Annotated in this window: 25 protein-coding genes; 14 read left to right on the top strand and 11 right to left on the bottom strand. The window is 67.6% G+C overall.

Annotated features, from left to right (window positions below; all coding sequences use genetic code 11):
- Nucleotides 1-43 precede the first annotated feature (43 nt).
- From ACWCPQ_RS00460 to ACWCPQ_RS00450, 3 genes are all read left to right on the top strand, one after another.
- Entirely contained in the window at nt 44-499 is a 456-nt protein-coding gene (locus ACWCPQ_RS00460) for a hypothetical protein (RefSeq protein ID WP_449893130.1), read from the top strand.
- A 78-nt stretch (nt 500-577) separates the two neighbouring features.
- A complete protein-coding gene (locus tag ACWCPQ_RS00455; protein WP_449893129.1) occupies nt 578-1,474 on the top strand; it encodes an SAM-dependent methyltransferase in 897 nt (298 codons plus the stop codon).
- A 278-nt stretch (nt 1,475-1,752) separates the two neighbouring features.
- A complete protein-coding gene (locus tag ACWCPQ_RS00450; protein WP_449893127.1) occupies nt 1,753-2,622 on the top strand; it encodes an SAM-dependent methyltransferase in 870 nt (289 codons plus the stop codon).
- Nucleotides 2,623-2,649: 27 nt separating this feature from the next.
- Here ACWCPQ_RS00450 and ACWCPQ_RS00445 read toward each other — a convergent pair whose 3' ends face one another.
- Nucleotides 2,650-2,976 carry a histone-like nucleoid-structuring protein Lsr2 gene (locus ACWCPQ_RS00445; protein ID WP_449893126.1) on the bottom strand — a complete coding sequence of 109 codons (327 nt, stop codon included), beginning with the start codon at nt 2,974-2,976 and terminating at the stop codon, nt 2,650-2,652.
- A gap of 207 nt (nt 2,977-3,183) precedes the next feature.
- On the opposite strand from ACWCPQ_RS00445, the gene ACWCPQ_RS00440 reads away from it, so the two are divergent.
- The 3 genes from ACWCPQ_RS00440 to ACWCPQ_RS00430 all read left to right on the top strand — a co-directional run bounded on the left by ACWCPQ_RS00440 (nt 3,184) and on the right by ACWCPQ_RS00430 (nt 6,321).
- Nucleotides 3,184-4,107 (top strand): alpha/beta fold hydrolase, encoded by a 924-nt coding sequence (locus tag ACWCPQ_RS00440; protein ID WP_449893123.1) that lies wholly within the window; start codon nt 3,184-3,186, stop codon nt 4,105-4,107.
- A gap of 160 nt (nt 4,108-4,267) precedes the next feature.
- Nucleotides 4,268-4,750, top strand: coding sequence for a MarR family winged helix-turn-helix transcriptional regulator (locus ACWCPQ_RS00435; protein WP_449893121.1), 483 nt, complete (start codon nt 4,268-4,270; stop codon nt 4,748-4,750).
- On the top strand, nt 4,747-6,321 hold the full coding sequence (locus ACWCPQ_RS00430) for a DHA2 family efflux MFS transporter permease subunit (RefSeq protein ID WP_449893119.1): 1,575 nt from the start codon (nt 4,747-4,749) through the stop codon (nt 6,319-6,321). The genes ACWCPQ_RS00435 and ACWCPQ_RS00430 overlap by 4 nt, the downstream gene beginning before the upstream one ends.
- Before the next feature lie 44 nt (nt 6,322-6,365).
- Here ACWCPQ_RS00430 and ACWCPQ_RS00425 read toward each other — a convergent pair whose 3' ends face one another.
- The gene (locus ACWCPQ_RS00425) at nt 6,366-7,568 is read right to left on the bottom strand and encodes a hypothetical protein (protein ID WP_449893117.1); all 1,203 of its coding nucleotides are present in this window, start codon (nt 7,566-7,568) and stop codon (nt 6,366-6,368) included.
- Nucleotides 7,569-7,766: 198 nt separating this feature from the next.
- Between ACWCPQ_RS00425 and ACWCPQ_RS00420 the strand changes: the two genes are divergently transcribed.
- Together ACWCPQ_RS00420 and ACWCPQ_RS00415 are read left to right on the top strand one after the other, a co-directional pair.
- Nucleotides 7,767-7,997 (top strand): hypothetical protein, encoded by a 231-nt coding sequence (locus tag ACWCPQ_RS00420; protein ID WP_449893115.1) that lies wholly within the window; start codon nt 7,767-7,769, stop codon nt 7,995-7,997.
- Nucleotides 7,998-8,070: 73 nt separating this feature from the next.
- A complete protein-coding gene (locus ACWCPQ_RS00415) occupies nt 8,071-9,087 on the top strand; it encodes a hypothetical protein (RefSeq protein ID WP_449893113.1) in 1,017 nt (338 codons plus the stop codon).
- Nucleotides 9,088-9,098: 11 nt separating this feature from the next.
- On the opposite strand, the gene ACWCPQ_RS00410 is transcribed toward ACWCPQ_RS00415, so the two are convergent.
- Complete coding sequence (locus ACWCPQ_RS00410) at nt 9,099-9,521, bottom strand: organic hydroperoxide resistance protein (RefSeq protein ID WP_449893110.1); 423 nt, start codon at nt 9,519-9,521, stop codon at nt 9,099-9,101.
- 168 nt (nt 9,522-9,689) lie between these two features.
- On the opposite strand from ACWCPQ_RS00410, the gene ACWCPQ_RS00405 reads away from it, so the two are divergent.
- Nucleotides 9,690-10,082 (top strand): hypothetical protein, encoded by a 393-nt coding sequence (locus ACWCPQ_RS00405; RefSeq protein ID WP_449893108.1) that lies wholly within the window; start codon nt 9,690-9,692, stop codon nt 10,080-10,082.
- A gap of 72 nt (nt 10,083-10,154) precedes the next feature.
- On the opposite strand, the gene ACWCPQ_RS00400 is transcribed toward ACWCPQ_RS00405, so the two are convergent.
- Nucleotides 10,155-10,655 carry an SRPBCC family protein gene (locus ACWCPQ_RS00400; protein WP_449894350.1) on the bottom strand — a complete coding sequence of 167 codons (501 nt, stop codon included), beginning with the start codon at nt 10,653-10,655 and terminating at the stop codon, nt 10,155-10,157.
- A gap of 255 nt (nt 10,656-10,910) precedes the next feature.
- On the opposite strand from ACWCPQ_RS00400, the gene ACWCPQ_RS00395 reads away from it, so the two are divergent.
- Nucleotides 10,911-11,465, top strand: a complete 555-nt coding sequence (locus ACWCPQ_RS00395) for an alpha/beta hydrolase-fold protein (protein ID WP_449893106.1) — start codon at nt 10,911-10,913, stop codon at nt 11,463-11,465.
- Nucleotides 11,466-11,567: 102 nt separating this feature from the next.
- On the opposite strand, the gene ACWCPQ_RS00390 is transcribed toward ACWCPQ_RS00395, so the two are convergent.
- Nucleotides 11,568-14,060: an ABC transporter permease gene (locus ACWCPQ_RS00390; protein ID WP_449893104.1), complete on the bottom strand. Its 2,493-nt coding sequence runs from the start codon at nt 14,058-14,060 to the stop codon at nt 11,568-11,570.
- 367 nt (nt 14,061-14,427) lie between these two features.
- Between ACWCPQ_RS00390 and ACWCPQ_RS00385 the strand changes: the two genes are divergently transcribed.
- On the top strand, nt 14,428-15,567 hold the full coding sequence (locus ACWCPQ_RS00385) for an acyl-CoA dehydrogenase family protein (RefSeq protein ID WP_449893102.1): 1,140 nt from the start codon (nt 14,428-14,430) through the stop codon (nt 15,565-15,567).
- Nucleotides 15,568-15,597: 30 nt separating this feature from the next.
- On the opposite strand, the gene ACWCPQ_RS00380 is transcribed toward ACWCPQ_RS00385, so the two are convergent.
- From ACWCPQ_RS00380 to ACWCPQ_RS00370, 3 genes are read right to left on the bottom strand one after another with little or no spacing between them, the layout of a single operon-like run.
- Entirely contained in the window at nt 15,598-15,825 is a 228-nt protein-coding gene (locus tag ACWCPQ_RS00380; protein WP_449893100.1) for a hypothetical protein, read from the bottom strand.
- A 7-nt stretch (nt 15,826-15,832) separates the two neighbouring features.
- Complete coding sequence (locus tag ACWCPQ_RS00375; protein ID WP_449893098.1) at nt 15,833-16,153, bottom strand: SRPBCC family protein; 321 nt, start codon at nt 16,151-16,153, stop codon at nt 15,833-15,835.
- A 12-nt stretch (nt 16,154-16,165) separates the two neighbouring features.
- Nucleotides 16,166-17,083, bottom strand: coding sequence for an alpha/beta hydrolase (locus ACWCPQ_RS00370; RefSeq protein WP_449894347.1), 918 nt, complete (start codon nt 17,081-17,083; stop codon nt 16,166-16,168).
- A 387-nt stretch (nt 17,084-17,470) separates the two neighbouring features.
- Here ACWCPQ_RS00370 and gndA point away from each other — a divergent pair, with 387 nt between their 5' ends.
- Both gndA and ACWCPQ_RS00360 read left to right on the top strand, forming a co-directional pair.
- The gene (gene gndA, locus ACWCPQ_RS00365) at nt 17,471-18,916 is read left to right on the top strand and encodes an NADP-dependent phosphogluconate dehydrogenase (protein WP_449893096.1); all 1,446 of its coding nucleotides are present in this window, start codon (nt 17,471-17,473) and stop codon (nt 18,914-18,916) included.
- Nucleotides 18,917-18,997: 81 nt separating this feature from the next.
- Complete coding sequence (locus ACWCPQ_RS00360) at nt 18,998-20,743, top strand: N-acyl-D-amino-acid deacylase family protein (protein WP_449893094.1); 1,746 nt, start codon at nt 18,998-19,000, stop codon at nt 20,741-20,743.
- Between the two features lie 23 nt (nt 20,744-20,766).
- Here ACWCPQ_RS00360 and ACWCPQ_RS00355 read toward each other — a convergent pair whose 3' ends face one another.
- From ACWCPQ_RS00355 to ACWCPQ_RS00345, 3 genes are all read right to left on the bottom strand, one after another.
- The gene (locus tag ACWCPQ_RS00355; RefSeq protein WP_449894344.1) at nt 20,767-21,180 is read right to left on the bottom strand and encodes an oxygenase MpaB family protein; all 414 of its coding nucleotides are present in this window, start codon (nt 21,178-21,180) and stop codon (nt 20,767-20,769) included.
- 88 nt (nt 21,181-21,268) lie between these two features.
- Complete coding sequence (locus tag ACWCPQ_RS00350; RefSeq protein ID WP_449893091.1) at nt 21,269-21,418, bottom strand: hypothetical protein; 150 nt, start codon at nt 21,416-21,418, stop codon at nt 21,269-21,271.
- A 2-nt stretch (nt 21,419-21,420) separates the two neighbouring features.
- Nucleotides 21,421-22,398 carry an oxygenase MpaB family protein gene (locus ACWCPQ_RS00345; RefSeq protein ID WP_449893089.1) on the bottom strand — a complete coding sequence of 326 codons (978 nt, stop codon included), beginning with the start codon at nt 22,396-22,398 and terminating at the stop codon, nt 21,421-21,423.
- Nucleotides 22,399-22,544: 146 nt separating this feature from the next.
- Between ACWCPQ_RS00345 and ACWCPQ_RS00340 the strand changes: the two genes are divergently transcribed.
- Nucleotides 22,545-23,168, top strand: coding sequence for a TetR/AcrR family transcriptional regulator (locus tag ACWCPQ_RS00340; RefSeq protein ID WP_449893088.1), 624 nt, complete (start codon nt 22,545-22,547; stop codon nt 23,166-23,168).
- The last annotated feature ends 2 nt before the right edge of the window (nt 23,169-23,170 follow it).

The following is a 23,170-nucleotide window of genomic DNA, read 5'->3' as shown; positions in this document are numbered from 1 at the left end:
GACCACCCGCTCCGCATACACCGACAACCGATGGAGGCCCGAAATGTCAGACGAAGTCACTGCCACCGAGATCCGCAAGAAACTCACCGAGATACTCGGCCACACCAGCATCGACCTGGCCACGTCCAAGAACGGCGTCAACTGGGCCACCAGTGCCTATTTCGCCAATCTCGACGAAGACCTCTTCCGCCTCACCCTCATCCTGGAGAACAGTGGCCGGACCCTGGACCAGCTCCGGGCCAACCCCAACGTTGGAGTGAAGGTCGTACCCGGCGGCATCGCCGAACCCTTCGCCCAGGGGCTGGGCACGATAACCGTGCGCGACCAGGCCGACCGCGACGAGACCTTCCAGGCGTTGCTGCGCAAGGAACCCCAGATCGAGCCGTTCTTCGCCACCCCGGTCACCGCGATCGTCATCGATATCGACTGGTGGCGGGTCACCCATCTGGGCGGCGGCTGGCTGCCGGGCAAGGTCCTCGAGCGCAGCGCGGGCGCCTGACCGGAAGTCCGAGGGGACGCCGCCGAGCAGACGGCATAACATCGCCCTGTTCGATTCGCAACGTAGAGAGAGGTATTCATGGCCGAACCGGCTCCTCAGACAGGGGTTCGCGTACCGGTCGGAGTGGACACCACCCGGCCGAGCATCGCCCGTGTCTACGACTACAGCCTCGGCGGCAAGGACAACTACGATGTCGACCGCGCTGCCTTCGAGGAGATACAGCGGATCGCACCGCGTCAGGGCGATGTCTCCCGAATGAACCGGCGGTGGCTGCATCGGGTGGTCCGCTACCTGGCCGGACCGGCCGGCATCGATCAATTCCTCGATATCGGGGCGGGTCTACCCACGGTGGGCAACACCCACCAGATCGCGCAGCAGGAGAATCCCGAGGCCAAGGTCGTCTATGTCGACAACGATCCGGTCTGCAACGCGCACGGACGGGTACTGCTCGAGCAGAACGAGAACACCCATTTCGTCTCCGGTGATCTCCTCGAGGAGAACACCTTGCTGGAGAACAAGAACGTATTGCAGTACTTGGACCCGGACCGGCCGATCGGGGTGATCCTGTGCGGGCTGCTACACCACCTCGACGATGAGCTGGATCCGCCTCGGGTCATGCGCGAATACATCGAGCGGCTCCCCGAGGGTTCCTATGTCGCGATCACCAATTTCTGGGATCCGGCCGAGGAGAACCCCGAGCTGCACGATCTGGCGAAACGGCTGGAGCGGGCGTTCACCGAGATGGGCCTGGGTTCGGGCTGGTACCGCACCCGCGCACAGCAGCTCGAGTATTTCGACGGCCTGGAACTCACCGCACCCGGGTTGGTGGAGCTCGAGGACTGGTGGCCGGCCGGTCCGGCAACCCGGCCGCGACTGCCCGAGGAGAAGGTCATCATCGGCGGAGTCGGTTACAAACGTCCCGCCGAAAAAGTCAGGCTGCACAGCGTGAACGGAAATGATCAGCGAAGAAAATAGCTGTCCGGTGGAGTTCGGCGCCGGGCCTCCGCTCGGCGGCCGCCACCACCGGACTCCGAACTTCATTTCCGCACAATTGATTTCACAAAAGCGACAGACGGGCCGATCACGATGCCGACCACGCGCATCCGGTATAGGCTCGGCCCACTCCGACGACGCGAACCATCTACTCGCGCAGTTCGATCGGCGCAGATTGCTCACCTCGGCGCCGCGTTCTACGCTTTGGTGACCTGACTCACATTTCCAGCTGATTTCTTTCGCGCAAAGAGAGGGTCGATATGGCCGAACCGGCACACCGGACCGGCGTTCGTAAACCGGTCGGCGTGGACACCACCCGGGCCAGTATCGCTCGTGTCTACGACTACAGCCTGGGCGGCAAGGACAACTACGATGTCGACCGCGCCGCCTACTCAGCGATCCTGGAGGTCGCGCCACGGCAGGGCGATGTATCGATCATGAACCGGCGCTGGTTGCACCGGGTCACCCGGCATCTGGCCGGATCGGCGGGTATCGATCAGTTCCTCGATATCGGGGCCGGTCTGCCCACGGTCGCCAATACCCACGAGGTCGCCCAGCAACAGAACCCGGGCGCCCAGGTCGTCTATGTCGACAACGATCCGGTCTGCAACGCGCACGGACGGGTACTGCTCGAGCAGAACGAGAACACCCATTTCGTGCCCGCCGATCTCCTCGAAGAGAAGACTCTGCTGCGCAATTCCGATGTGACCAGGTATCTGGACATGGACCGGCCGATCGGATTGATCCTGTGCGGCCTGCTGCATCACGTAGACGACGAACTCGACCCGGTCGGGATCATGCAGAAGTATGTGGAACTGCTGCCACCCGGGTCCTACCTGGCGATCAGTCATTTCCACGATCCGGGGCCGGCCGATCCGCAGCATCACGCGCTCGCCAGGGAACTCGAACGCCGTTTCACCGAAAAGGGTCTGGGCTCGGGCTGGTATCGCACCTCGGAGCAGATCCTCGAATACTTCTGCGGCCTCGAACTCATCGAACCGGGGCTCGTCCAACTGGACGAGTGGTGGCCCTCCGGACCGCCACTGCGACCCCGGTACCCCGAGGAGCAGGTCATGGTCGGTGGTGTCGCCTACAAACCGGCCGACGACAGCACCGGCCGGCGACCCTGACCCGGGTTCCGCCGGCCGGTTACGCCGCTATCCGTTGACGCGGCGGAACGCGGCGAGGATACCGGCCGGAATCCGGCCGCGCGTGGACACCTCGTGCCCGTTGCGTAGCGCCCATTCCCGGATGACTTTCGCCGAGGCCGAACGGGCCGGCCGCTCCCGCTTCGTCCGCGCGGCCCGGCCGGCCTTGCGAGCGAAGGGGGTCCACTTACCGAAGATTGCGCGCAATTCCCCCGCGTTGGCTTCGGTCAGGTCGATCTCGTACGTCACGCCCTCGAATGCGAACACCACAGTTTCGGCCGCGGATGATTCGCCGTCGAGGTCATCGATCAAACTGATGACGACCTTGCGCGCCATGGGCTTGCTCCTCCGATCCCCAATTACCTTGCCGAATATGACATCAACTACCCCGCGGCTGTGCGAAAGATCCGGGCCTGTCCGCAGCGCCGGCACAGCGACCTCGTCCGGGGGATGTGAGCATACCGCTCCCGGCGGCGGAGATGTCGCCGGGGCGCGATCGATCGGACCGGGTTACCGTGACGGAGCCGAACGAGAGGAACATCCATGGGCGAGTACGAGTCCGGTCGGCCCGAGACGATCGAATACCGGCTACCGCATCTGCCGATGACGGCACTCGCCTGGGGGGATCCGGACGGGCGGCTCGCGCTGTGCTTGCACGGATTTCCCGACAGCGCCTGGACCTGGCGTCATCTCGGGCCCACGCTGGCCGATCGCGGGTTCCGCGTGATCGCCCCGTTCACGCGAGGGTATGCGCCCACCGCCGTGCCGGACGACGGCGACTATCACCTGGGTGCCCTCACCTACGATGTGCTCGCGCTGTACCGCGAACTCGGCGCCCCACCCGACCCTGTGCTGATCGGTCACGACTGGGGAGCGTTGACCGCCAATACTGTGGCCGCCCAGCCGGATTGCCCGTTTCCCCGAGTCGCTTCGCTCGCGGTGCCGCCGGTCCCGGCCCTACGCCCCCGGCGCGGTGTGGGGGCCGGGCCGTACCTGCGGCAGTTGCGATTCAGCTGGTACATCCTTTTCAATCAGCTGCCGAGGATCTCCGAACGATCGCTCGACCGGTTGATTCCCCGGCTGTGGCACGACTGGTCCCCCGGATACGAGGCCGCGGCCGATATCGCGCATACCCTGGCCGCGCTGCCCACCACCGGCAACCGGACCGCGGCACTGTCCTACTACCGGGCTGCCGCCGGGGTCACCGGGAAGCCGTCCGCGCCCTACACCGAACTCCACCGGCACTGGGACGGCGTTCCCCGAGTCCCGCTGCTCTACTTGCACGGCGATGCCGACACCACCCTGCATCCGGCGTTCACCGCCGGGGTGGGCGAGGTGGTGGCGCCCGCGGGGGGAACAAGCCGGAGCCTGCCCGGAGCCGGACATTTCCTGCATCTCGAACAACCCGATCGGGTGGCGGAACTCCTGGTGGACTTCTTCGTCGGCGACGCGCCGCACGAGGACTGACGCGGGGTCCTCGCACAGTCTCGGAACCGGGGTTTCTTCGCCCCGGCCCGGCCCTCGCGCCATATCTCCACGTGATACGGCTGACCATCCGCTATGTTTCCGGTCACATCCGCAATAATCCCGCTTCCGCGATTATTGCGGACGCACCTATGATCGCGCGGTGGCAAGTGAGTCGGAGACGAGCACCCTGATCGAGCACTTCGTGCTCGCTGTCTGCGATCCCGGAAAGTGGCAGGGCGTCGACCGGCTGGCCGAACTGGATCTGACCCTGGCACAGGCCCGGGTGTTGTTCAGTGTCGTCCGGCACTCCGAGCCACAACCGATCCACACCATCGCGGGCGAACTCGGCCTGTCGATGACGGCGGCCGGCCGCAATGTCGACCGGCTCGTGCGCCTCGATCTGCTCACCCGGCAGGAGAGCCCCACCGACCGGCGGGTCAAACTCGTCGGCCCCACCGAACACGGGCGCCGCCTGGCCTGGGATCAGATCGCGATCCACCGCGCGACCATAGAAAAGGTCGTCGACCGCTTGCCCGACCCACTACGCGAGGACCTCGGACGGGTCCTCGCCGCTGTGCTCGAGTCCGGGGCCATACACAACGTCGTGGCGTGCCCCCCAGCATCGTCAGGAGACAAACAGTGAACGCAAGCCCAGCCCCCGCGACCGACGCGGGGGCTTCGGACAGAATCGACGCATCGGTACTGAAACTGGCCGGTGTGGTGGTTCTCGGCGCCATCATGTCCATTCTGGACATCACCGTGGTGAACGTCGCCATGCCGACGTTCCAGACCGAATTCGACGTCGCCAACTACTCCACGGTGGCCTGGACGGTCACCGCCTACACGCTGGCCCTCGCCACCGTCATCCCGCTGACCGGCTGGGCTGCGGACCGTTTCGGTACCAAACGGCTCTATATGACGGCACTCGTGCTGTTCACCGTCGGTTCGGTGCTGTGTGCGCTGTCCTGGAACATCGGCGCGCTCATCGGGTTCCGGGTGATCCAGGGTCTGGGCGGCGGCATGCTGATGCCGCTGGGTATGACGATCATGACCAAGGCCGCAGGACCGGAGCGGATGGGCCGATTGATGGCCATCCTCGGTGTTCCCATGCTGCTGGGCCCGATCCTGGGCCCGATCCTCGGCGGCTGGCTCATCGAGGACGCGTCGTGGCACTGGATCTTCCTGATCAACCTGCCTTTGGGCATCATCGCGCTCGTCTACGCCTGGTTCGTACTGCCCAAGGACACACCGCACGCCGGTGAAGCATTCGATTTCGTCGGCATGCTCATGCTGTCGCCCGGTCTGGCGCTGTTCCTCTACGGCATCTCCTCCATTCCGGAGGAGGGCACCGTCGCCACACCGAAGGTATGGGCGACCATGCTGGTGGGTGGCGCGCTGGTGGTCGCCTTCGTGTTCTATTCCTTCAAGCCCAAGAATCCCCTGCTGGATCTGCGGCTGTTCCAGAACCGCGACCTGACGGTCGCCACCGTCACGATGTTCCTGTTCTCGGCCTCCTTCTTCGGCGGCCTGCTGCTGATTCCCACCTACTTCCAGCAGGTGCGCGGGGAGAGCGCGTTGCTCGCGGGGCTGCTGGTGGCGCCGCAGGGCATCGGTTCGCTGCTCACCATGCCGATCGCCGGCATGCTGGTGGACAAGTTGCCGATCGGCCGGGTGGTCCCCGTGGGCCTGGCGATCCTGACCGCGACCATGTTCGGGCTCACCCAGATCGAGGCCGACAGCTCGTATGTCTACGTGCTGAGCGTGCTGTTCGTGATGGGCCTCGGTATGGGTCTCACCATGATGCCGCTGATGACGGCCGCGCTGCGGACCCTGAACGAGGCACAGGTCGCCCGCGGCTCCACCCTGCTGAACATCATTCAGCAGATCGCCAGTTCGGTGGGCGTCGCGGTGATCTCGGTGGTGCTGACCAACCGGATGCAGAATTCCGAGGCGGTATCGGCCGGGCAGGCGATGATGGAAGCCCAGCGCACCGGCCAGCAGCCCGATCCGTCGGTACTGCAATATGTCGCGAGCCTGGGCGAGAAGTTCGAATCCGTCGTGCTCGGCGAAATGTCGGACGCCTACGCCGGGACCTTCTGGGTGGCGTTCGCACTCTGCCTGGTCACCCTCGGCTTCTCCGTGCTGCTCCCGCGTAAGGCCAGTGAGGTCGCGAAATCCGATTCCGAAACGCCGGCTCCGGTGCTCATGCACTGATCTCCCGGCGACCCGGACCGCACCGCCCGCTCGAACCGACCGGTTCAGGCGGGCGGTTGCGTTTTCCGGAACCAGTCGAGGATCTGCGGCAGCGCGGTACGGACGGTGTCTCCGTGGTCGATATCGCCGAGATCGATCAATTCGGCGGACCCGCCGAGTTCGGCCTTCATACAACTCTGCGAATTCTCGAACGGCACACTCCGATCGCCGCGCGCGGCGAAGAGCCGGACCGGAACGTCCGGTGCCCAATCGCAGACGCTATCGCTGTCGGCCATAGCCCGCAGCGCGGCGCCGGTGGGATTGCGGGCCAGCTCCAGATACTGCGGCGTGAGCAGTTCCGCCGGGGTGCGGGGTAATCCGGACGACACCGACAGCAGATCGTGGTGCCCGTCGAACAGCGCTTCGATCCGTTGTGCGTACGGCTGCCTGAATGCCTCGGCCGGATCGTCGTAGAGGTGATAGATCCGATTCATGGCGGTCATCCAGTAACCCAGGTACAGCACCGCCCGCCGGGCCTCGACCCGGCCGTCCAGCGCGGCCGGGGCTTGTACCTCCTGCACGGCGTAGGCCCCGCTCACCGCGGCGGTGGCGGCCAAGCCGAACCCCTCGACCGCACCGGAGTGCAGCTCGCGCCCGAGCGCGAGGGCCGCCTGCCCACCCTGCGAGAAACCGGTCACCAGAACACCCGGATCGAGTTCGCGGCCTTGGTCGGCGAGCAGGGAACGGGCCGCCAGGAGCAGATCCGCCGAGGCCGACCCTTCCGTCGGGGCATGCGCGTACGGATGGAAACCCGGCCCCTCGCCGAGACCCAGATAGTCCGGGGCGACCGCCGCGTACCCCGCGGCGGCGAACTGGACGGTGCGGGCGCGTTCGGTCTCACCGTCCGCCGACGGGGCCTCGTCCCGGCGCACCGTGGTGCCGTGCGCGTAGGAGACGAGACGCAACCGCGCAGTGCCGGTGTCCGGGACCACGATCAGGCCGCTGGCGGTGATGGGCGTACCGTCGGCCGCGACGGTGTTGTATACGACCTGCTGGGCTCGAACACCGTTCGCATCGGCGACGGGATAGTTCCATTCGGCGAGATAGCCGGCGGTCTCTGCAGCGGACATCTCGAATACCGGTTCCGCCGATACGACGGTGCCACGATCGGGCCGATCCGTCTCGGTGTTCTGCCCGCTGCCGCATCCGGCGGTGAGCAGGCACAACAGCACACTCACCATCGACAGCAGCGCGCGGCGCATGGTCACCCTCGTCTCCCGGCTGTGGTCCCGACTGGATCGGGCCCACCGTATCCGATAGCCGCGCGGTCGGGCACCACGCCGCGGTGCCGCCGGTTCCGTACTCGTCCGGGACCCACCCGGGCCCTTCGGCTTTCGATCGAACGTACCGACCCCGCACGCGAACTCCGGCGAAACGACAACGAGTTCGTCGACGATGACAGGGACGTGAACACCGAAGTACTACCGCCGGCCGAACGGCGGGACATGGTGCGGCGTCTGGTCGCGCTCTGTCATATCGTCAACGATCTCGTCGAGATCGCCGAAGCCAGAGTCGCGGACGGGGGCCCGGTTCCGGAGGCGCTGCACGATCACGCACGGCGGATCCAGGCAGTGGTCCGCGATGTCGTGGTCGATCTCGTGGCCAACGAACACGCGGGGCATTCGGACGCCGCCTGAGGACGGCGCGCGCCGCGGACCGCAGCGGATCCACCGATCTTCCCACTGGTGGGCGCAGAATTAGACTGGGTTGATGGTCAAACCGAGCCCGTGGGGAGCGAGCGAAGGTGGGAGCGCCGCCCCGTCGAGCACCGTTCGTACCGCGACGCCCGAACCGGCCTCGGTTCCTTCTCTGTCTTCTCCCCGACCCATCGTCGAACGATCCGAGGCGTGGGAGCGACGGCGGACGGTGGCTCGGGACGGCCTGCGGCGCGTCACCGAACACGCCGAAGAGATCCGCAACTCGCCCCGGATGAGCGGGAAGTGGGGGTATGTGTGCACCGCGCTGGGCGGTGTCGTGGTCTTCATCCTGATGTTCAAACACTGGATGGTCGCGCACGGTCCGGACGGTATGGCCGCGGCCACTCCGTTCGGCCAGGTCGATTCGACCACCCGGTATCTGACGGTCTGGTCCTCGCAGGGGACCCCACCCGCCGCCGATCTCACCGGTTCGTGGGCGGTCACCGCGAGCAGCATGATCGCGCTCACCATCGCGGCGATCGCGATCCATATCGCCACCAACTCGGAACGTTTCGCGCGTATCGCCACCGGCGGTGCGGTGATCACCGCCCTGCTCGTGATCGCGAACATGCTGTATCTGACCGCCCGGCAGAAACAGCTCAAGAACATGACGATCCGGCGCTGGGATCTCGGCGGTCAGGTGGGTTCCTGGATCAACTGGGCGGTCAACGACGGGTCGAAGCCCGTAGCGGGTCTGAACGAAGTGGAATACGTCGCCAGCGGCACGATCACCACCGCCGCGATCGCGGCGGTGATCATCGCGGTGGGCTCGGCAGTCATCGCGGTGGCTACGATGCCGCGCTCCGTCACGGGGTCCCGGATGCCCTGGCGGGTCACCGTATCCCGGGAGACTTCGGCCGACCTCACGGCGTCGCGAGCCGAACCTCCCGAGGACATTCCCGCCACGGCGACTCCGGCCGCGTCCGATCCGGCCCCGCCGCCCAGTCCTCTCCCACCCGTGGGCACCGGGGTCGATCCCGCTGCCGGCGAATCCGCCCCCGCGAAGAAGAAAAAGAAAAAGAAGAAGTAGCCGGTCCCCGGTCAGTCCCGGGCGACCCGGACCTCGACGTCGATATTGCCGCGGGTGGCGTTGCTGTACGGGCACACCTGATGTGCTTTGTCCGCCAGATCCTGTGCCTCGTCGGCCGGCAGATGCGGGAGAGTGACCTCCAGGACCACGGTCAGCCCGAAACCACCGCCCTCGGTGCTGCCGATACCCACTTTGGCACCCACCGCCGAATCGTTCACGTTCGCCCCCGCCCGGGAGCCGACGAGTCGTAGCGCGGAATGGAAGCAGGCCGCGTAACCGGCGGCGAAAAGCTGTTCGGGGTTGGCGCCGCCACCACTGCCGCCCATTTCCTTCGGGACCGCCAGCTCGAGGTCGATCCGGCCGTCGGTGGTACGGGTATGGCCGTTCCGGCCATCTCCGGTGGCCAGTGCCTCGGCCGTGTACAGCACACGCATCGCCGTCTCCTTCGCTCGTATCACGCGATTGTCACTACTCCCCGCAGCGAATGCCACGGGACTGTGCGCAGTGTAGTGTCGCGCGCGGTGCCGGATCAGTTGCGGCACAGGGGAAAGTTCTGAGTATCATCCGGCGGCCCCCACTCGGCTCGAGCGATCGCGAGGCATATGTTCCCTGACCAGACCTCCACCCACTACCCGGTCTCCCCCATTCCCGACGACGCCTACGGCCGCGGGGCACCGGTCCCCGCGCCCCGCGAATCCGACCTGGTGATCACCGGGTTGTTGTGGTTCCTGCTCGCGGCGCTGGCGATCGTTTCGGTCGCGATCTCGCCGTGGTTCCTGCTGGCCACCGGGGTGTGCGAAAGCCGCGCGGATTGCACCACCGATCCGAGTACGGGAAATTGGATCATCGTCCTCGGCGGCTGCTTCGGATTCCTGGTGGGAGCCGCCACCACCGTCAATGCCGCGCGCAGTGGCCGCGCGCTCTACCCCGGCGCGTTGGTCGGGCTGGTGCTGGTACTGGCCGCCTGGCTCGCGGGCTCGTTCCTGATGGGCTGACCCCCCCCCGGAGGACGAACAACCTCGTGCCGCGGCCCGTTACGGGCCGCGGCACGGCCGCGGCACGAGTGTTCAGGCCCCCGTGGTCGCGAAGCGGCGGTCGGTGTAGCGGCGCAGGTTCGCCAGGAAGCGGCGGAAGGCCAGGTTCATCAGCGGAGCCGCCGCAAACGAGGTGAACCGGGCCGGCCCGGCGAGTTTCTGCGCAAGGGTCCAGGTCAGACGGCAGCCCTCGGATGTCTCCACCACCCGGTAGTCCTCGGCGAACGCCGCCAACGCACTGGTGGAGCTGCTGTTGAACCGGAACGCCATCCGGGTGTTCGGCTCCCAGGCGAGGAACTCTTCGTCGCCGACGATACCGCCGCGCATATCCACGACGCGGGTGGTACCGACCCCGCGAGGCTCGGGACTGGTCCAGGTGACCTTCGTGATCACGCTCGCCCAATGCGGCCAGGATTCGGCATCGGCCAATACCTCGAAGAGCTGCGCGGGGGTGATCGCGAGATCGACACTGTTACTGAACTTCAGCGGAGCGTTGTCGATGAATTCGAGACCGACGCGTTCACACGGATGCAGGGTGCTCATCGCCGGCCACCGCCGTATCCGCCCACCTGTTTCCGGTCGTTCATGCGCAGGTCCTCTCGTCGGTCGGTGCGGCCGCGCCCGCACGGCCATCCCGATAGTTACACCTGTCCAGTCATCTGTCCATAGCTGCTCGGAGCGGCGCCGGGGTTGGGATCCGACGTAGGAAAAACGACACCGCGCTGGCGCGCTTCACAGGATCCGCCGGTTCGGCGGCGCCCCGCAGACCACGAGGATCAGCTTCCGGCGATGCCATACCCTCGCCGGCCACGCCGAACGAGCCGGGCACTGCTCGTCACCGCCGCCGTCCTCGCGCTGGTACCCGTGGTGCCGAGCCCGGGTACGGCCGCGCCACCGTGGACCGATCCGCCCGAACCCGCGGCTCCGGCCTCCGGAATTCTCGATATCACGCAGCGCGGTGACCGCGATTTCGAACTCGCGGTGTACTCGGCCGCGATGAACCGGGTGATCCCGGTACGGGTGATGCCCGCGGCCGATCCGGCCGGACCGGCTCCGGTGCTCTATCTGCTCAACGGGATCACCGGCGGCGCGGACGGCGGGAACTGGTTCGATCGCACCGATATCACCGAGTTCTTCCGCAACGACCAGGTCACCGTGGTCAATCCGCTCGGTGGCGCGGGTAGCTATTTCACCGACTGGCGGGCGGACATCAGGACGCCCGCGATTTCGCGGGCAGCGAGTACTTCGATATCGCCCGCGGCGGGCTCTACGGTAACCGGGCCGCCAGCGAGGAAGCTCTCATCTGGATCAACCGGCTGCCCACCGGAACCACGATCAGCGTGATCCATCCGGACAACTCGATCGCGCACGAATCGGTGGACCGCTATCTGGCCACCCTCGGCCGTATCCTCCGGGACACCGTTCCGCAGCGCTGAGCCGGGCAGGTCAGTCCACGGCGAGCGCTTCGACGATCGGCATCCGCGCGGCCCGCAGGGCCGGTGGAATCGATCCCAGCAGCGCCAGCAGCAAGGCCACCGTGCCGTAGACGATCAGCAGCGGGCTCGGCTCATAGATCACGTCGATGGTCATCGCGTGGCCGATGGCGATCGCGGACAGATATTGCACGGCCGCGCCGACCAGCAGGCCCAGCACGGCGCCGATCACGCCGATCCCGGCGGCCTCGGCCAGCACCGACCGGAGCAGGAAACGGCGGCTGGTGCCCATTGCGCGCAGTACGCCGATCTCGCGGCGCCGGTCCAGCACCGACAGCATGAGCGTATTGAGCAGGGCGATGGTGGCGACCAGCACCACGATCCACAGGATGTTCGTGGCCAGCGCGGTCCCTTGACGCAGACTTCCCGAGGTGGCGGCCACCGCCTCGGCACCCGAATCGATGTAGAGGTCCGGGGGCACCACCCGGCGCAGGGCCGCGCGGACGGACTCCGGGTCCGCCCCTGGGGTGATATCCACCGCGAGAGTCGTCTCCCCCGGACGTTCGTACCAGGTGCGCATCCGTTCGAGGTCCATCATGATGACGCCGGCGATCGCGGAGAAATACGGGATCACCTGCAGGACGCGGACCTCGTGGCGGCCCGTGGGCGTCGGCAGGGTGACCGTATCGCCCACCGATACGCCCAGTGACCGTGCGACATCACGGGAGAGCACCACGCCCTGGCCGGTGACCAGCTGCCGGCCCACCTCCGCTGTGACCTCGGCACTGAGCCGGGTGCTGTCGGCAGCGGCCGGAAACCCTTGCAGCAGTATACGTCCGGCGCTCACACTGGCGAACGCCAGCTGCGCCGGGTTCACCGCCGCCACCCCGGGCACCGCCGCGAGCTGTTCCGCCAGGCCGTCCGGGAGCAGCGGGCCGGTCGGGAACTGGGCCATGGACCCCGGGGTGACCCAGAAGTCGGTGGCGGCCAGGTTCTCGAAACTCGCTCCCGCGGAATCGACCACATTGCGGGTGGCGCTGCCCGTCGACACGACCGCCGCGACGCCGATCAGCACGGTCATGGCGGTGGCCCACACGCGGCGCGGTGCCCGCTCGAGGGTGGTCGCACCGAGCGCACCGGGACCACCGAACCAGCGGGCGATCGCCCCGGCACCACGCACGATCGGACCGGTCGCGGCGAAACACAGCACGATCGCGGCCCCGAACGACAGCGAGATCGACGCCAGCGACCACAACCCGAGATCGGTCTCGGCCAGATAGATCGCGGCGGCCACCAGCACGGCACCCAGTACCACCGCCGCCCGGCGCCGGCCCGGCCGCACGGCATCGGCTCCGGCCGCGCCGACGGGGACGAGGGCCTCGATCGGTCGCACCCGGTACACCGCGCGCGCGGCGAACGCCGAGGCGAGCACGCTCGCCAGTACACACAATCCGATCGCCACCGGGACGGCGTACCCGGGGACCTGGTATTCGGTCCGGGCCTCCACCGATTGCACGATCGCGGCGGGTAACTGCCCGATCGCCACCCGGCCCATCAGGATGCCGAAGGCCGAGCCGACGGCGCCGCCCACCACCCCCACCAGGACTGCTTCGGCGAGCAGATCGCGCACCATCGGGGCACGCCGGCCACCGATCGCCCGTAGCAGCGACAGGGTAGGGCGACGCTGGGCGATCGCCATGGCCATGGCGTTGTAGATGAGGAATGCCGAGACGATGAGCGCGGCCGCTGCGGCCATCAGGGTGGAGTACCGGATGATCAGCACCGCGCCCCCGGCCTGCGCGGCGCGGAGGCCGGGATCGGCGACCACCGCCCGGCCCGCCACGGTATCGGTCAGCGTGGCCCGCAAGCGGTCGATATCGGTCCCCGGTTCGGCGATGATCTGCACCGAGTCCAGTTGCCCGGCCCGGCCGGTGAGATTCTGCGCGGTCGCCAGGGTGGTGGCCACCAGATAGCCGCCGTTGAGTTGTCCGGCCCCGTCGCCGTCCAGGATCCCGGCCACCGTGGCGGTGCCGCGACCGAGCGGAAAGGTTTCGCCTTCCCGGTAGCCCATGGCGGCGCCCGCCAGGACGCCGTTGGGCACGGTGAACAGTTTCGCGGCTCCGTCGCCGAGCGATCCGGTGAGCGAACTGCCCAGCTCGGCGATCCGCGCGTCGGCGCCGATCAGCAGTGCCCGGTCCGCGTCCGCCCCGGTCTGCGCGCGCAACATCGGCACCGCGGTGCGGACGCCGGGAGTCGCCGAGATCGGGCTCAGCAGCTCCTGGCCGAATCCGGCGTCGGTGATACCGCTGACCTCGAGCACAGCGTTCCCGCCCAGCCCGGCGACGAGTTCGTCCACCGAACCGGTCACCGAACCGGAGATACTGAACACCGCCACCAGCAGCGCCGCCGATACCGCCATCACCGTCAGCGACAGCAGGCTGCGGCCACGGTGCACCAGCAGGTCACCGATATTGAACAACCGGAACCGGTCCCAGATCGCCGCCATCAGCGGACGCCCCGGCGGGCCGCCTCGTCTCGCCGCAATTTCCGTCCTCGTCACGTTCCGGCCGCAGCGGCCCGGTGTTTTGCGATTCGGGTTCATCCTGGTCCATCGGATACGAACGCGCTACGTGTCCGGTGAATCCCTGTGCCGGGTCATACTTTCCACGTCCTCGACCCTGTCGTGGCCGCGGCGGTCGATGCGGGTCTGCCCGGGCGAGCACACACGCCGGTCCCCGGTCCCCGGTCCCCGGTCCCCGGTCCCCGGGCCACGCCGGAGTCGCCCGCACGCACCATACGGAGCGTGCCCGGTGCCGCCACACGGCCGGACAGTACTGTCGAATCGAATACCGTCCACCGTTCCGAGGAGCATCGTGGCTGTCGAAAGAGTGCTGCCCACCGCCGAGGCATACGAGCTGATCCAGCTCACCCGGGATATCGCGGACAAGGCGATGGCGCCGATCGTGGACCGGCACGAACGCGACGAGACCTACCCCGAGGGGCTGTTCGCCACCCTCGGCGAGGCCGGTCTGCTGAGTCTGCCGTACCCGGAGGAATGGGGCGGCGGCGGCCAGCCCTACGAGGTGTACCTGCAGGTACTCGAGGAACTCGCAGCCAGGTGGGCGGCGGTCGCGGTCGCGGTGAGTGTGCACAGTCTGGCATGTCATCCGCTGTTGGCTTTCGGCACCGCCGAACAGCAGCAGCGCTGGCTGCCCGAGATGCTCGGCGGCCACACCGTCGGCGCCTACAGCCTCTCCGAGGCCCAAGCCGGCTCCGACGCCGCGGCACTGTCGTGCCGGGCGACCGCGGTGGACGGCGGATACCGGGTCACCGGCAGTAAAGCGTGGATCACGCACGGCGGTCGCGCCGATTTCTACAACCTGTTCGCCCGCACCGGTACGGGATCACGCGGGATCAGTTGCTTCCTGGTGGCCGGGGATACCGAAGGCCTCACCTTCGGCCGGCCCGAGGAGAAAATGGGTCTGCACGCCGTGCCCACCACCGCGGCTCACTACGACAACGCGTTCGTTCCGGCGGAACGCCGGATCGGCGCGGACGGTCAGGGACTGCAGATCGCACTCAGCGCATTGGACTCCGGCCGGCTCGGTATCGCCGCCGTCGCCGTGGGCCTGGCCCAGGCGGCGCTGGACGAAGCGATCGCCTACGCCCGCGAGCGCACGGCGTTCGGCAAGACGATCATCGAACACCAGGGCCTGGGGTTCCTGCTGGCCGATATGGCCGCTGCCGTGGGCTCGGCCCGGGCGACCTACCTCGACGCCGCCCGCCGCCGCGATGCCGGGCGTCCGTATTCCACCGAGGCGAGTATCGCCAAGCTCACTGCTACCGATGCCGCCATGAAGGTCACCACCGACGCCGTCCAGGTGCTCGGCGGTTACGGCTACACCCGCGATTTCCGGGTCGAGCGGTTCATGCGCGAAGCGAAGATCACCCAGATCTTCGAGGGCACGAATCAGATCCAGCGAATGGTCATCGCCCGGTCCCTGGCCCGCTGAGCCGGGGCGACCCGCGGGCACTCGGTTCGATCATTCCCGTTCCGGGCGGGTGAAGAGTTCGAGGTGCCCGCACCGGGTACAGCGGAATGCGTCGATCACGCGGCGTGGACGGCCGAATCTTTTGGCACCGCCGAACATTCCGCGTTCCAGGGCTCCTTCGACCCAGAGCAGGAATCCGGCCGATCCTTCGCCGCGATCCTCGAGGAAACCGGGTTCGAGAGCGGTGCCGGCACAGTAGGTGCACCGTGCTTCCTTCATACCTGCATCATCGCCGATCCCGCGTCGTCGCGCCGCCGGGGAATTCCTGCGCCGACAGTATCCGGGCGGCGGTACTCAGCAAGCGCTGAAAACCCGCCTGTAGGAACGGTTTCATCAGCACAGTGAGCGCACCGGAGAGTACCGGAGAGGCGACCGCGAACTCCGAATGCCACCGCACCCTGGTGCCACCGGGCACTTCGGTGAATCTCATGAATCCGTGCTCGTGCCGCAACGGCGGCCCTCGCCATCGTGCACCACGACACGACTGGCCCCGGGGCCACGGCCCACCCGGCCGCCGAGGCGGAACATCGGGTGGGACGCCGAACATCGGGCACCGCGTTCAGGCGCCGATGGCCCGGGCGAGGTGCGGCCACGAATCGTGCAGGTCGTATTCGAACTGACCCCAGGTATGCGCGCCGGCCGGCCGGTCGATATGCACCACACCGATCCCGAGTTGTCCGAGGCGCCCGGCGAAGGCCGTGGTGCAGGCGCTGGCGACGGCCTCGACGGGCGGGAAACCCCAGCCGCGATCGATAGCGCCGGGCATTCCGGAGGCCGCGGAGAGATACACGGTCTTACCGGCCAGCCTGGACGCATTCCGGAACGCGTCGTGCGCCTGCCAGGCCGCGGCGCCGGGCGGGCCCCACATCTTGCCGGGGTCGGCGCCCCCGCGGATCACCTGCGCGCCGACCATCGCGACCCCTGCGGCGTCGGCGGACCACGGGCATCCGCTGTAGGACGCGACCGCCTGATACCGATCCGGTGCCTGGATCGCGAGATCGACGGCCGATCCACCGCTCATGGAGACACCGGCGACCGCGTTACGGCCCGTGGTGGCGAAACGGGCGTCCACTACCGCCGGCAATTCCTGGGTGAGGTAGGTCTGCCAGCGCGCTCGTCCCACCACCGGATCGTCGGCCAGCCAATCGGTGTACATCGAGTAGGCACCCCCGATCGGCATCACCACGTTCACATTCTTGTCGCCGAAGAACTGCCGGACATCGGTATCGTCCCACCAGGAGATTCCGTCGGCACCGCCGCCGATACCGGTCAGCAGATACACCGTGGGCGCCGGGCCCCCGCCCGCCGCCGGAATGACCCGGTTGGCCACCACGGTGTCCATGGCGGGTGAATACACGTCCAGGACCATCGCCCGGCCGTCGATCGGTTTCTCCGCGTCGACCCGCGGCCCCGGGCCGGCCGCGGCGGGTTGAACGTTGAACAGAGATGCCGCGACAGCCAGCACCACGGTCGACATCGTGAGCAAGTATTTGTACCGCACCCCTCCGGTGTACCCATTCGAGCGCCTATTCGCCGCCCCGGCCCGTACCCAATTCCCGTTGTGCGCCAGCATGACTCGCTGCCGGCGACGGAAATGCGCAGCTGGGACGGCAGGCGATCGGATCCGTCGGGAACAGGTATCCGGGGACGCGCCCCCGCAGATCCCGGCCGCGGCGGTCCCGCCGCCGCACGTGTCGGTACGGACACGTGGACGCGGTTGTCGGCGGGTCTGCGCAGACCCCTGTCGGGCCACCCGGTAGAAAGAAGACAGGGCAGTCACCGGACTCGCGGGCGGTCTCCACGACCGTCGCGACCCCGGTGGAACCCGCCGAAATGCAGGAACAGTCGAACGAAAGAGCGGTTCATGGCGTCCTCCACAGCGCGTGCACAGATCGGGGTCACCGGCCTGGCGGTGATGGGCAGCAATATCGCCCGCAACTTCGCCAAGCACGGCTACACCGTCGCACTGCACAATCGCAGCGTCGCCAAAACCGACGCGCTGCTCGCTGCGCACGGCGACGACGGTGATTTCGTCCGCACCGAAACCGTCGCCGAGTTCGTCGCCGCGCTGGAGAAACCGCGCCGGGTACTCATCATGGTGAAGGCCGGCGACGCCACCGACGCGGTGATCTCCGAACTCGCGGACGCGATGGAGACCGGCGATATCATCATCGACGGCGGTAACGCCCTCTACACCGACACCATCCGCCGTGAGGCCGCGCTGCGCGCCCGCGGCCTGAATTTCGTCGGTGCCGGTATCTCCGGCGGCGAGGAGGGCGCGCTCAACGGCCCCTCGATCATGCCGGGCGGCCCGGCGGAATCCTACGAATCGCTGGGACCGCTGCTGGAATCCATCGCCGCCCAGGTGGACGGCACCCCGTGCTGCACCCATATCGGGCCGGACGGATCCGGCCACTTCGTGAAGATGGTGCACAACGGTATCGAGTACGCCGATATGCAGTTGATCGGCGAGGCCTACCACCTCTTCCGGGCGGCACTGGATCTCGATCCGAAGCAGATCGCCGATATCTTCACCCAGTGGAATTCCGGTGATCTGGAGAGCTACCTGGTGGAGATCACCGCCGAGGTGCTGAACCAGGTCGACGCGGTGACCGGTAAGCCGCTCGTCGATGTGATCGTGGACGCGGCCGAGCAGAAGGGCACCGGTCGCTGGACCGTGAAATCCGCACTCGACCTGGGTGTTCCGGTCACCGGTATCGCCGAGGCCGTATTCGCCCGGGCATTGTCGGGTTCGCGTGGGCAGCGCGCTGCGGCCGTGGGTCTCGCCGCCGGCGACCTCGCCGCCAAACCCACCGATATCGCGCAGTTCACCGAGGACATCCGACAGGCCCTCTACGCGTCCAAGGTCGTCGCATACGCCCAGGGTTTCGATCAGATCGCCGCCGGTAGCGCCGAATACGATTGGGATCTGCATCCCGGCGATCTGGCCACGATCTGGCGCGGCGGCTGCATCATCCGAGCCCGCTTCCTGAACCGGATCAAAGAAGCCTACGAAAAGGATCCGGCGCTGCCGAGCCTGATCCTGGCCCCCTACTTCCGGGAGGCGATCGAAACCGCGATCGACAGCTGGCGGCGGGTGGTCGCGACCGCCACACTGCTGGGCATCCCGGTACCGGCCTTCGCATCCTCGCTGTCCTACTACGACGCACTGCGGGCCGAGCGCCTCCCGGCCGCGCTCACCCAGGCACAGCGTGATTTCTTCGGCGCGCACACCTACGAGCGGGTGGATGCCGAGGGCAAATTCCATACCCTGTGGAGCGAGGACCGCACCGAGGTCCGGGCCGACTGACACCCGGCGCCGGGCGGAGATCCCCGCCCGGCGCCGTCGGCCCTCTTGACTCCGGGTCATCCGACCAGTTGCAATGAGGATGTGAGTTACGACACGATCGTCAAGGGTGGCCGCTGGTTCGACGGCACCGGCGCGGCCTCCGCGATTCGCCATCTCGGACTGCGCGGCGACCGGGTCGTGACCGTCTCCGAAACACCGCTGGACGAAACGGGCTGCCCCGATGTGGTGGACGCGGCGGGTAAATGGGTGCTGCCCGGGATGATCGATATCCACACGCACTACGACATCGAAGTGCTGAAGTCCCCGGCGCTGCCGGAGTCGGTGCGGCACGGGATAACCACCGTCCTGCTGGGCTCGTGCTCGCTGTCGACGGTGCATATCGACCCGACCGGCGCGGGCGATATCTTCGGCCGCGTCGAGGCGATCCCGCGCCACCACGTGATCGAGACCCTCGACGACGCCAAGACGTGGACTTCGGCGAGCGAATACGTCACCGCCCTCGAACAACTGCCGCTGGGGCCGAATATCGCGGCCATGCTCGGCCATTCGGATATCCGCACCGCCCGGCTCGGGCTGGACCGCGCCACCCGCCGCGAGGTCCGGCCGGATCGGGCGGAGCTGGCGGCCATGGAGGCGGCGCTGGACGAGGCGCTGGATGCCGGTTTCGTCGGTATGTCGGCTCAGCAGTTGCTCTTCGACAAAGTCGACGGCGAGACCTGCCGGTCCCGTACCCTGCCCTCAACATATGCGCGGGCGAAAGAGCGGCGCCGCCTCAACGCGATCCTGCGCCGCCGCGGGCGGATCCTGCAGGGCGGACCGGATATCACCTCACCACGCAGTCTCGGTGCGATGATCTTCAGCAGTCCGGGGGTCGGACGCCGCAAACTCAAGACCAGCCTGCTGTCCGCGGCCGATATCAAGGCCGACCGGTTCGCCGTCGTCCTGATCGGCGCGCTGGCCCGGCTGGTGAACGCACTCGGTGGCGATTTCCGCTGGCAACATCTGCCGGTACCGTTCGAGGTCTATGCCGACGGGATCGACCTGGTGATCTTCGAGGAGTTCGGTTCCGGTGCCGCGGCACTGCACCTGGCCGACCGGGTGGAGCGCGACACGCTGCTCGCCGACGAGGACTATCGCCGCCGCTTCCGCAAGGACTATGACGCGAAGTTCGGGAGGCGCGTCTGGCATCGCGATTTCTTCGATGCCGAAATCGTCGGCTGCCCGGACGATTCCGTGGTGGGTAAGACCTTCGGGCAGGTCGGCGTGGACCGGGGCGGCCTACATCCGGTGGACGCCTTCCTCGACCTGGTTCTCGAACACGGCACGAAACTGCGCTGGCGCACGACCATTTCCAATCATCGGCCCGAGATCCTGGACCGCTTCGCCGCCCACCCCGGTATCCAGCTCGGCTTCTCCGACGCGGGCGCGCATCTGCGGAACATGGCCTTCTACAACTTCGGGCTACGCTTCCTGCGTCGAATGTACCGGGCCGAACAGGCCGGAAAACCGGTGATCCCACTCGAACGCGCGGTGCACCGGCTCACCGGTGAACTCGCCGATTGGTACGACATCGACGCGGGACACCTCCGCGAGGGTGATCGCGCCGACCTGGTCGTCATCGACCCGGCCGGACTCGACGATTCGCTCGACGCCTACGCGGAGAGCCCGGTGGCGGCTTACGGCGGCCTCGAACGCATGGTGAACCGCAACGACGCCGCCGTGACGGCGGTGTACATCGGCGGGCGCTACGTCTTCGGTGCCGGCACCGCCGATCCGGGCCTGGGCGCTACCCGGGCCGGGCGTTTTCTACGGGCCGGACAGCGCTGAGCTCCGGCGCAGCCCTTCACCGGTCACCGGTCACCGGCGTGCGGGCAGCCCGCCGCCGACGCACCGGTGGCCGGGTTCGTTCGGCCGCGCAGCGGATACCCGGCAGCCGGTGGCAGCCCCCGGTCCTCGGCATTCGCCGCCGTTACCAGCACCACGAACCGGCGCGCACGACCGGCGTCCCACCCGATTCCGAGCCGACCGCGTAGGACGGCCGGCAAGTACCCGGCAGTGGTGAGGCGCAGCAGGGCCGCGACCGGCACCGCGGGAATGTTCCATATCCACCGGGACATCGGGAAGCGCGGATGCGGAGGCATCGGGTGGCGGTCCAGCGCCAGCAGCAACTCGGTGGTGCTGTTGCGTTCGAGTATCTCGGCGACCGTGTTGTCGAGGTAGCTCCGGAATGCCGCGAGGCAGGCCGGGACAACCCGTTCGGCGATGCGGAGAAGCGGCGGGCCGAGGCCGCGGTGGCGGCGATCCGGGCCCAGCGGTCGGACATGGATTCCGAATGGTCGGCCACCCCCGCGCCTACGACGGGTGAGCGACCTGCAGTAGCAGGACGGCCCGGGCGGTGAGAGCGGTTTTCCAGTCGATACCCTGGCGCCGGCTCAGCGAATCCGGACCCCACGGACGCAGCTGCGGGGGGCCGGACGCGCCGGAATCATCTATCGTCGTCACGGTTACCCCTCGGGCGCCGAGGCCCGGCGCCGCTCGGCGGGTACCGCGAACGATTCCAGGCCGTAGCTATGGCAGGCAGCCACGAGCTTCTCGTACCGCAAGCGGTTGTAGGCCAGCGGTTGCATCAGCAGCCGGTCCGGCAGGACCCGCCAGGCCAACTGGAGCAACCGCACGTAGAGGGCGAATTCCGCATCGTGTCGCGGCTCGAGCTCGAATCCGGTGAGCCGCTGCACAGCCGGGTGCATCACCTTCGAGGAACACACCTGGATCACGTGCCCGGCGGCCGGCCGCACCACCAGCCACATCGGCGTCAGCGCGCGGCGCAACAGCGGCGGGAGCCCGAGTGTGGGAAGCGGCAGTGCGGTCAGGCCGGCGAATTTCTCCACGAGGAAGGGGTTCTCGGCCAGCTCCTGGGTCGCCATCCGGTCGTAATAGGCACGTGCCTCGGCCAGATCGACGGGTAGTTTTCCCGCGGCGCCGGGCAGTTCGAGATCGGCGAACGCCGCGCGCAACTGCTGGTAGGCCGCCTCCTCTTCGTCCGGGCGCAAATCGGTACCGGTGCAGTGGGTGAACGTATCCAGGACGACGAAGATGCCGCTCACCGCGATCCATTTCCAGGCGAACGGATTCAGCGCGCTGTATCTGACCTCACCGAATGCGGCACTACCGGACCCACGTACGTCGCGATGCCGGAGTTTCAGCCATTCGGCCTCGGCCCGCCGATCATCGGAATCGCCCCACAGCGCGATCATCGTGGAAGCACCGCTGCGCACCCCGCGATCGGCGAAGTTCTGCTCGAAGCGCCCGGTCCGGTCCACCGCGGCGGCGACCGGGACCAGCGCTACCTGATCGAAGGCAGCACCGGCGAAGACACCGGCCAGGATGCTTCCGGAATGTTTGCGGAACTCGCGGAGAACCGTCGGCCGGACCCGGGGTTCGGGCGGCTCTTCGGCGGTGCGCTTCGTTGCGTGGGTCGCCATCTCGTCACCTCAGTGGGAGAAACTCAGCAATGATAGTCAGAACACCGTGATTCTATCATTCGGTACCCGCGAAGATCACGGTTCGGCGAGATACCGGGCGGACCACGCTCCACCCGGTCCCGTGGCGAGCCGGTAGGGTGATCCGAATGGAAACGACAGCTGCGCAGTGGAGCGAACTGCAGCAGCTGGACGCCAGATCGCGCACCATCGTCGATGCCGCACGCGAGTGTTTCGCCGCCCACGGGTTCGAGGAAACGACCATGGTGCAGATCGCCGAGGTCGCCGGTGTCGGTGTCGCCACCGTCTATCGCCGGTTCGGCACCAAATCGGCGATCGTCCGATATGCCCTCATGGCCGAATCACAGCGCTTGGCAATGATCGTGGCCGATGCGATGCACCGCTCCGCCGGACCCGTCGGCGCACTGGCGGATATGTTCGCCGCCTTCGTGGGCGAGGCCACCGCCCCCAAACTGCTGACCCGGAGCCTGCGGACATCCGGCGCGGCCGGTCAGCTCACCGACTTCCTCGGCGACGACGATGTGATCGAGCAGGGACGCGGGCTGGTCACCCAGTTCCTCACCTACTGGCAGGACCGCGGCGAACTCGGCGGTTTCGACCCGGAAGTGGTGGCCGAGCTGTTCGTCCGGCTCACCGTCTCCTTCATCGCCAACCCGCGCGGGGTGCTGCCGCTCGGCGATACCGACGCGGCGCGCGCATTCGCCCGCCGCTATCTCGCACCGCTGATGTATCCGCACCCCGGGGGAAGCTGACC

The organism is Nocardia sp. NPDC001965 (assembly GCF_053594175.1).
Note: the sequence above shows the minus strand (reverse complement) of the source record. Positions and strands in the feature narration are given on the sequence as shown.

Coding starts and splice junctions, on each gene's coding strand:
- ACWCPQ_RS00460 (WP_449893130.1), top strand. CDS start 44: ATGTCAGACGAAGTCACTGCCACCGAGATCCGCAAGAAACTCACCGAG.
- ACWCPQ_RS00455 (WP_449893129.1), top strand. CDS start 578: ATGGCCGAACCGGCTCCTCAGACAGGGGTTCGCGTACCGGTCGGAGTG.
- ACWCPQ_RS00450 (WP_449893127.1), top strand. CDS start 1,753: ATGGCCGAACCGGCACACCGGACCGGCGTTCGTAAACCGGTCGGCGTG.
- ACWCPQ_RS00445 (WP_449893126.1), bottom strand. CDS start 2,976: ATGGCGCGCAAGGTCGTCATCAGTTTGATCGATGACCTCGACGGCGAA.
- ACWCPQ_RS00440 (WP_449893123.1), top strand. CDS start 3,184: ATGGGCGAGTACGAGTCCGGTCGGCCCGAGACGATCGAATACCGGCTA.
- ACWCPQ_RS00415 (WP_449893113.1), top strand. CDS start 8,071: ATGGTCAAACCGAGCCCGTGGGGAGCGAGCGAAGGTGGGAGCGCCGCC.
- ACWCPQ_RS00410 (WP_449893110.1), bottom strand. CDS start 9,521: ATGCGTGTGCTGTACACGGCCGAGGCACTGGCCACCGGAGATGGCCGG.
- ACWCPQ_RS00405 (WP_449893108.1), top strand. CDS start 9,690: ATGTTCCCTGACCAGACCTCCACCCACTACCCGGTCTCCCCCATTCCC.
- ACWCPQ_RS00395 (WP_449893106.1), top strand. CDS start 10,911: ATGCCATACCCTCGCCGGCCACGCCGAACGAGCCGGGCACTGCTCGTC.
- ACWCPQ_RS00390 (WP_449893104.1), bottom strand. CDS start 14,060: ATGGCGGCGATCTGGGACCGGTTCCGGTTGTTCAATATCGGTGACCTG.
- ACWCPQ_RS00380 (WP_449893100.1), bottom strand. CDS start 15,825: ATGAAGGAAGCACGGTGCACCTACTGTGCCGGCACCGCTCTCGAACCC.
- ACWCPQ_RS00375 (WP_449893098.1), bottom strand. CDS start 16,153: ATGTTCGGCGTCCCACCCGATGTTCCGCCTCGGCGGCCGGGTGGGCCG.
- ACWCPQ_RS00370 (WP_449894347.1), bottom strand. CDS start 17,083: ATGTCGACCGTGGTGCTGGCTGTCGCGGCATCTCTGTTCAACGTTCAA.
- gndA (WP_449893096.1), top strand. CDS start 17,471: ATGGCGTCCTCCACAGCGCGTGCACAGATCGGGGTCACCGGCCTGGCG.
- ACWCPQ_RS00345 (WP_449893089.1), bottom strand. CDS start 22,398: ATGGCGACCCACGCAACGAAGCGCACCGCCGAAGAGCCGCCCGAACCC.
- ACWCPQ_RS00340 (WP_449893088.1), top strand. CDS start 22,545: ATGGAAACGACAGCTGCGCAGTGGAGCGAACTGCAGCAGCTGGACGCC.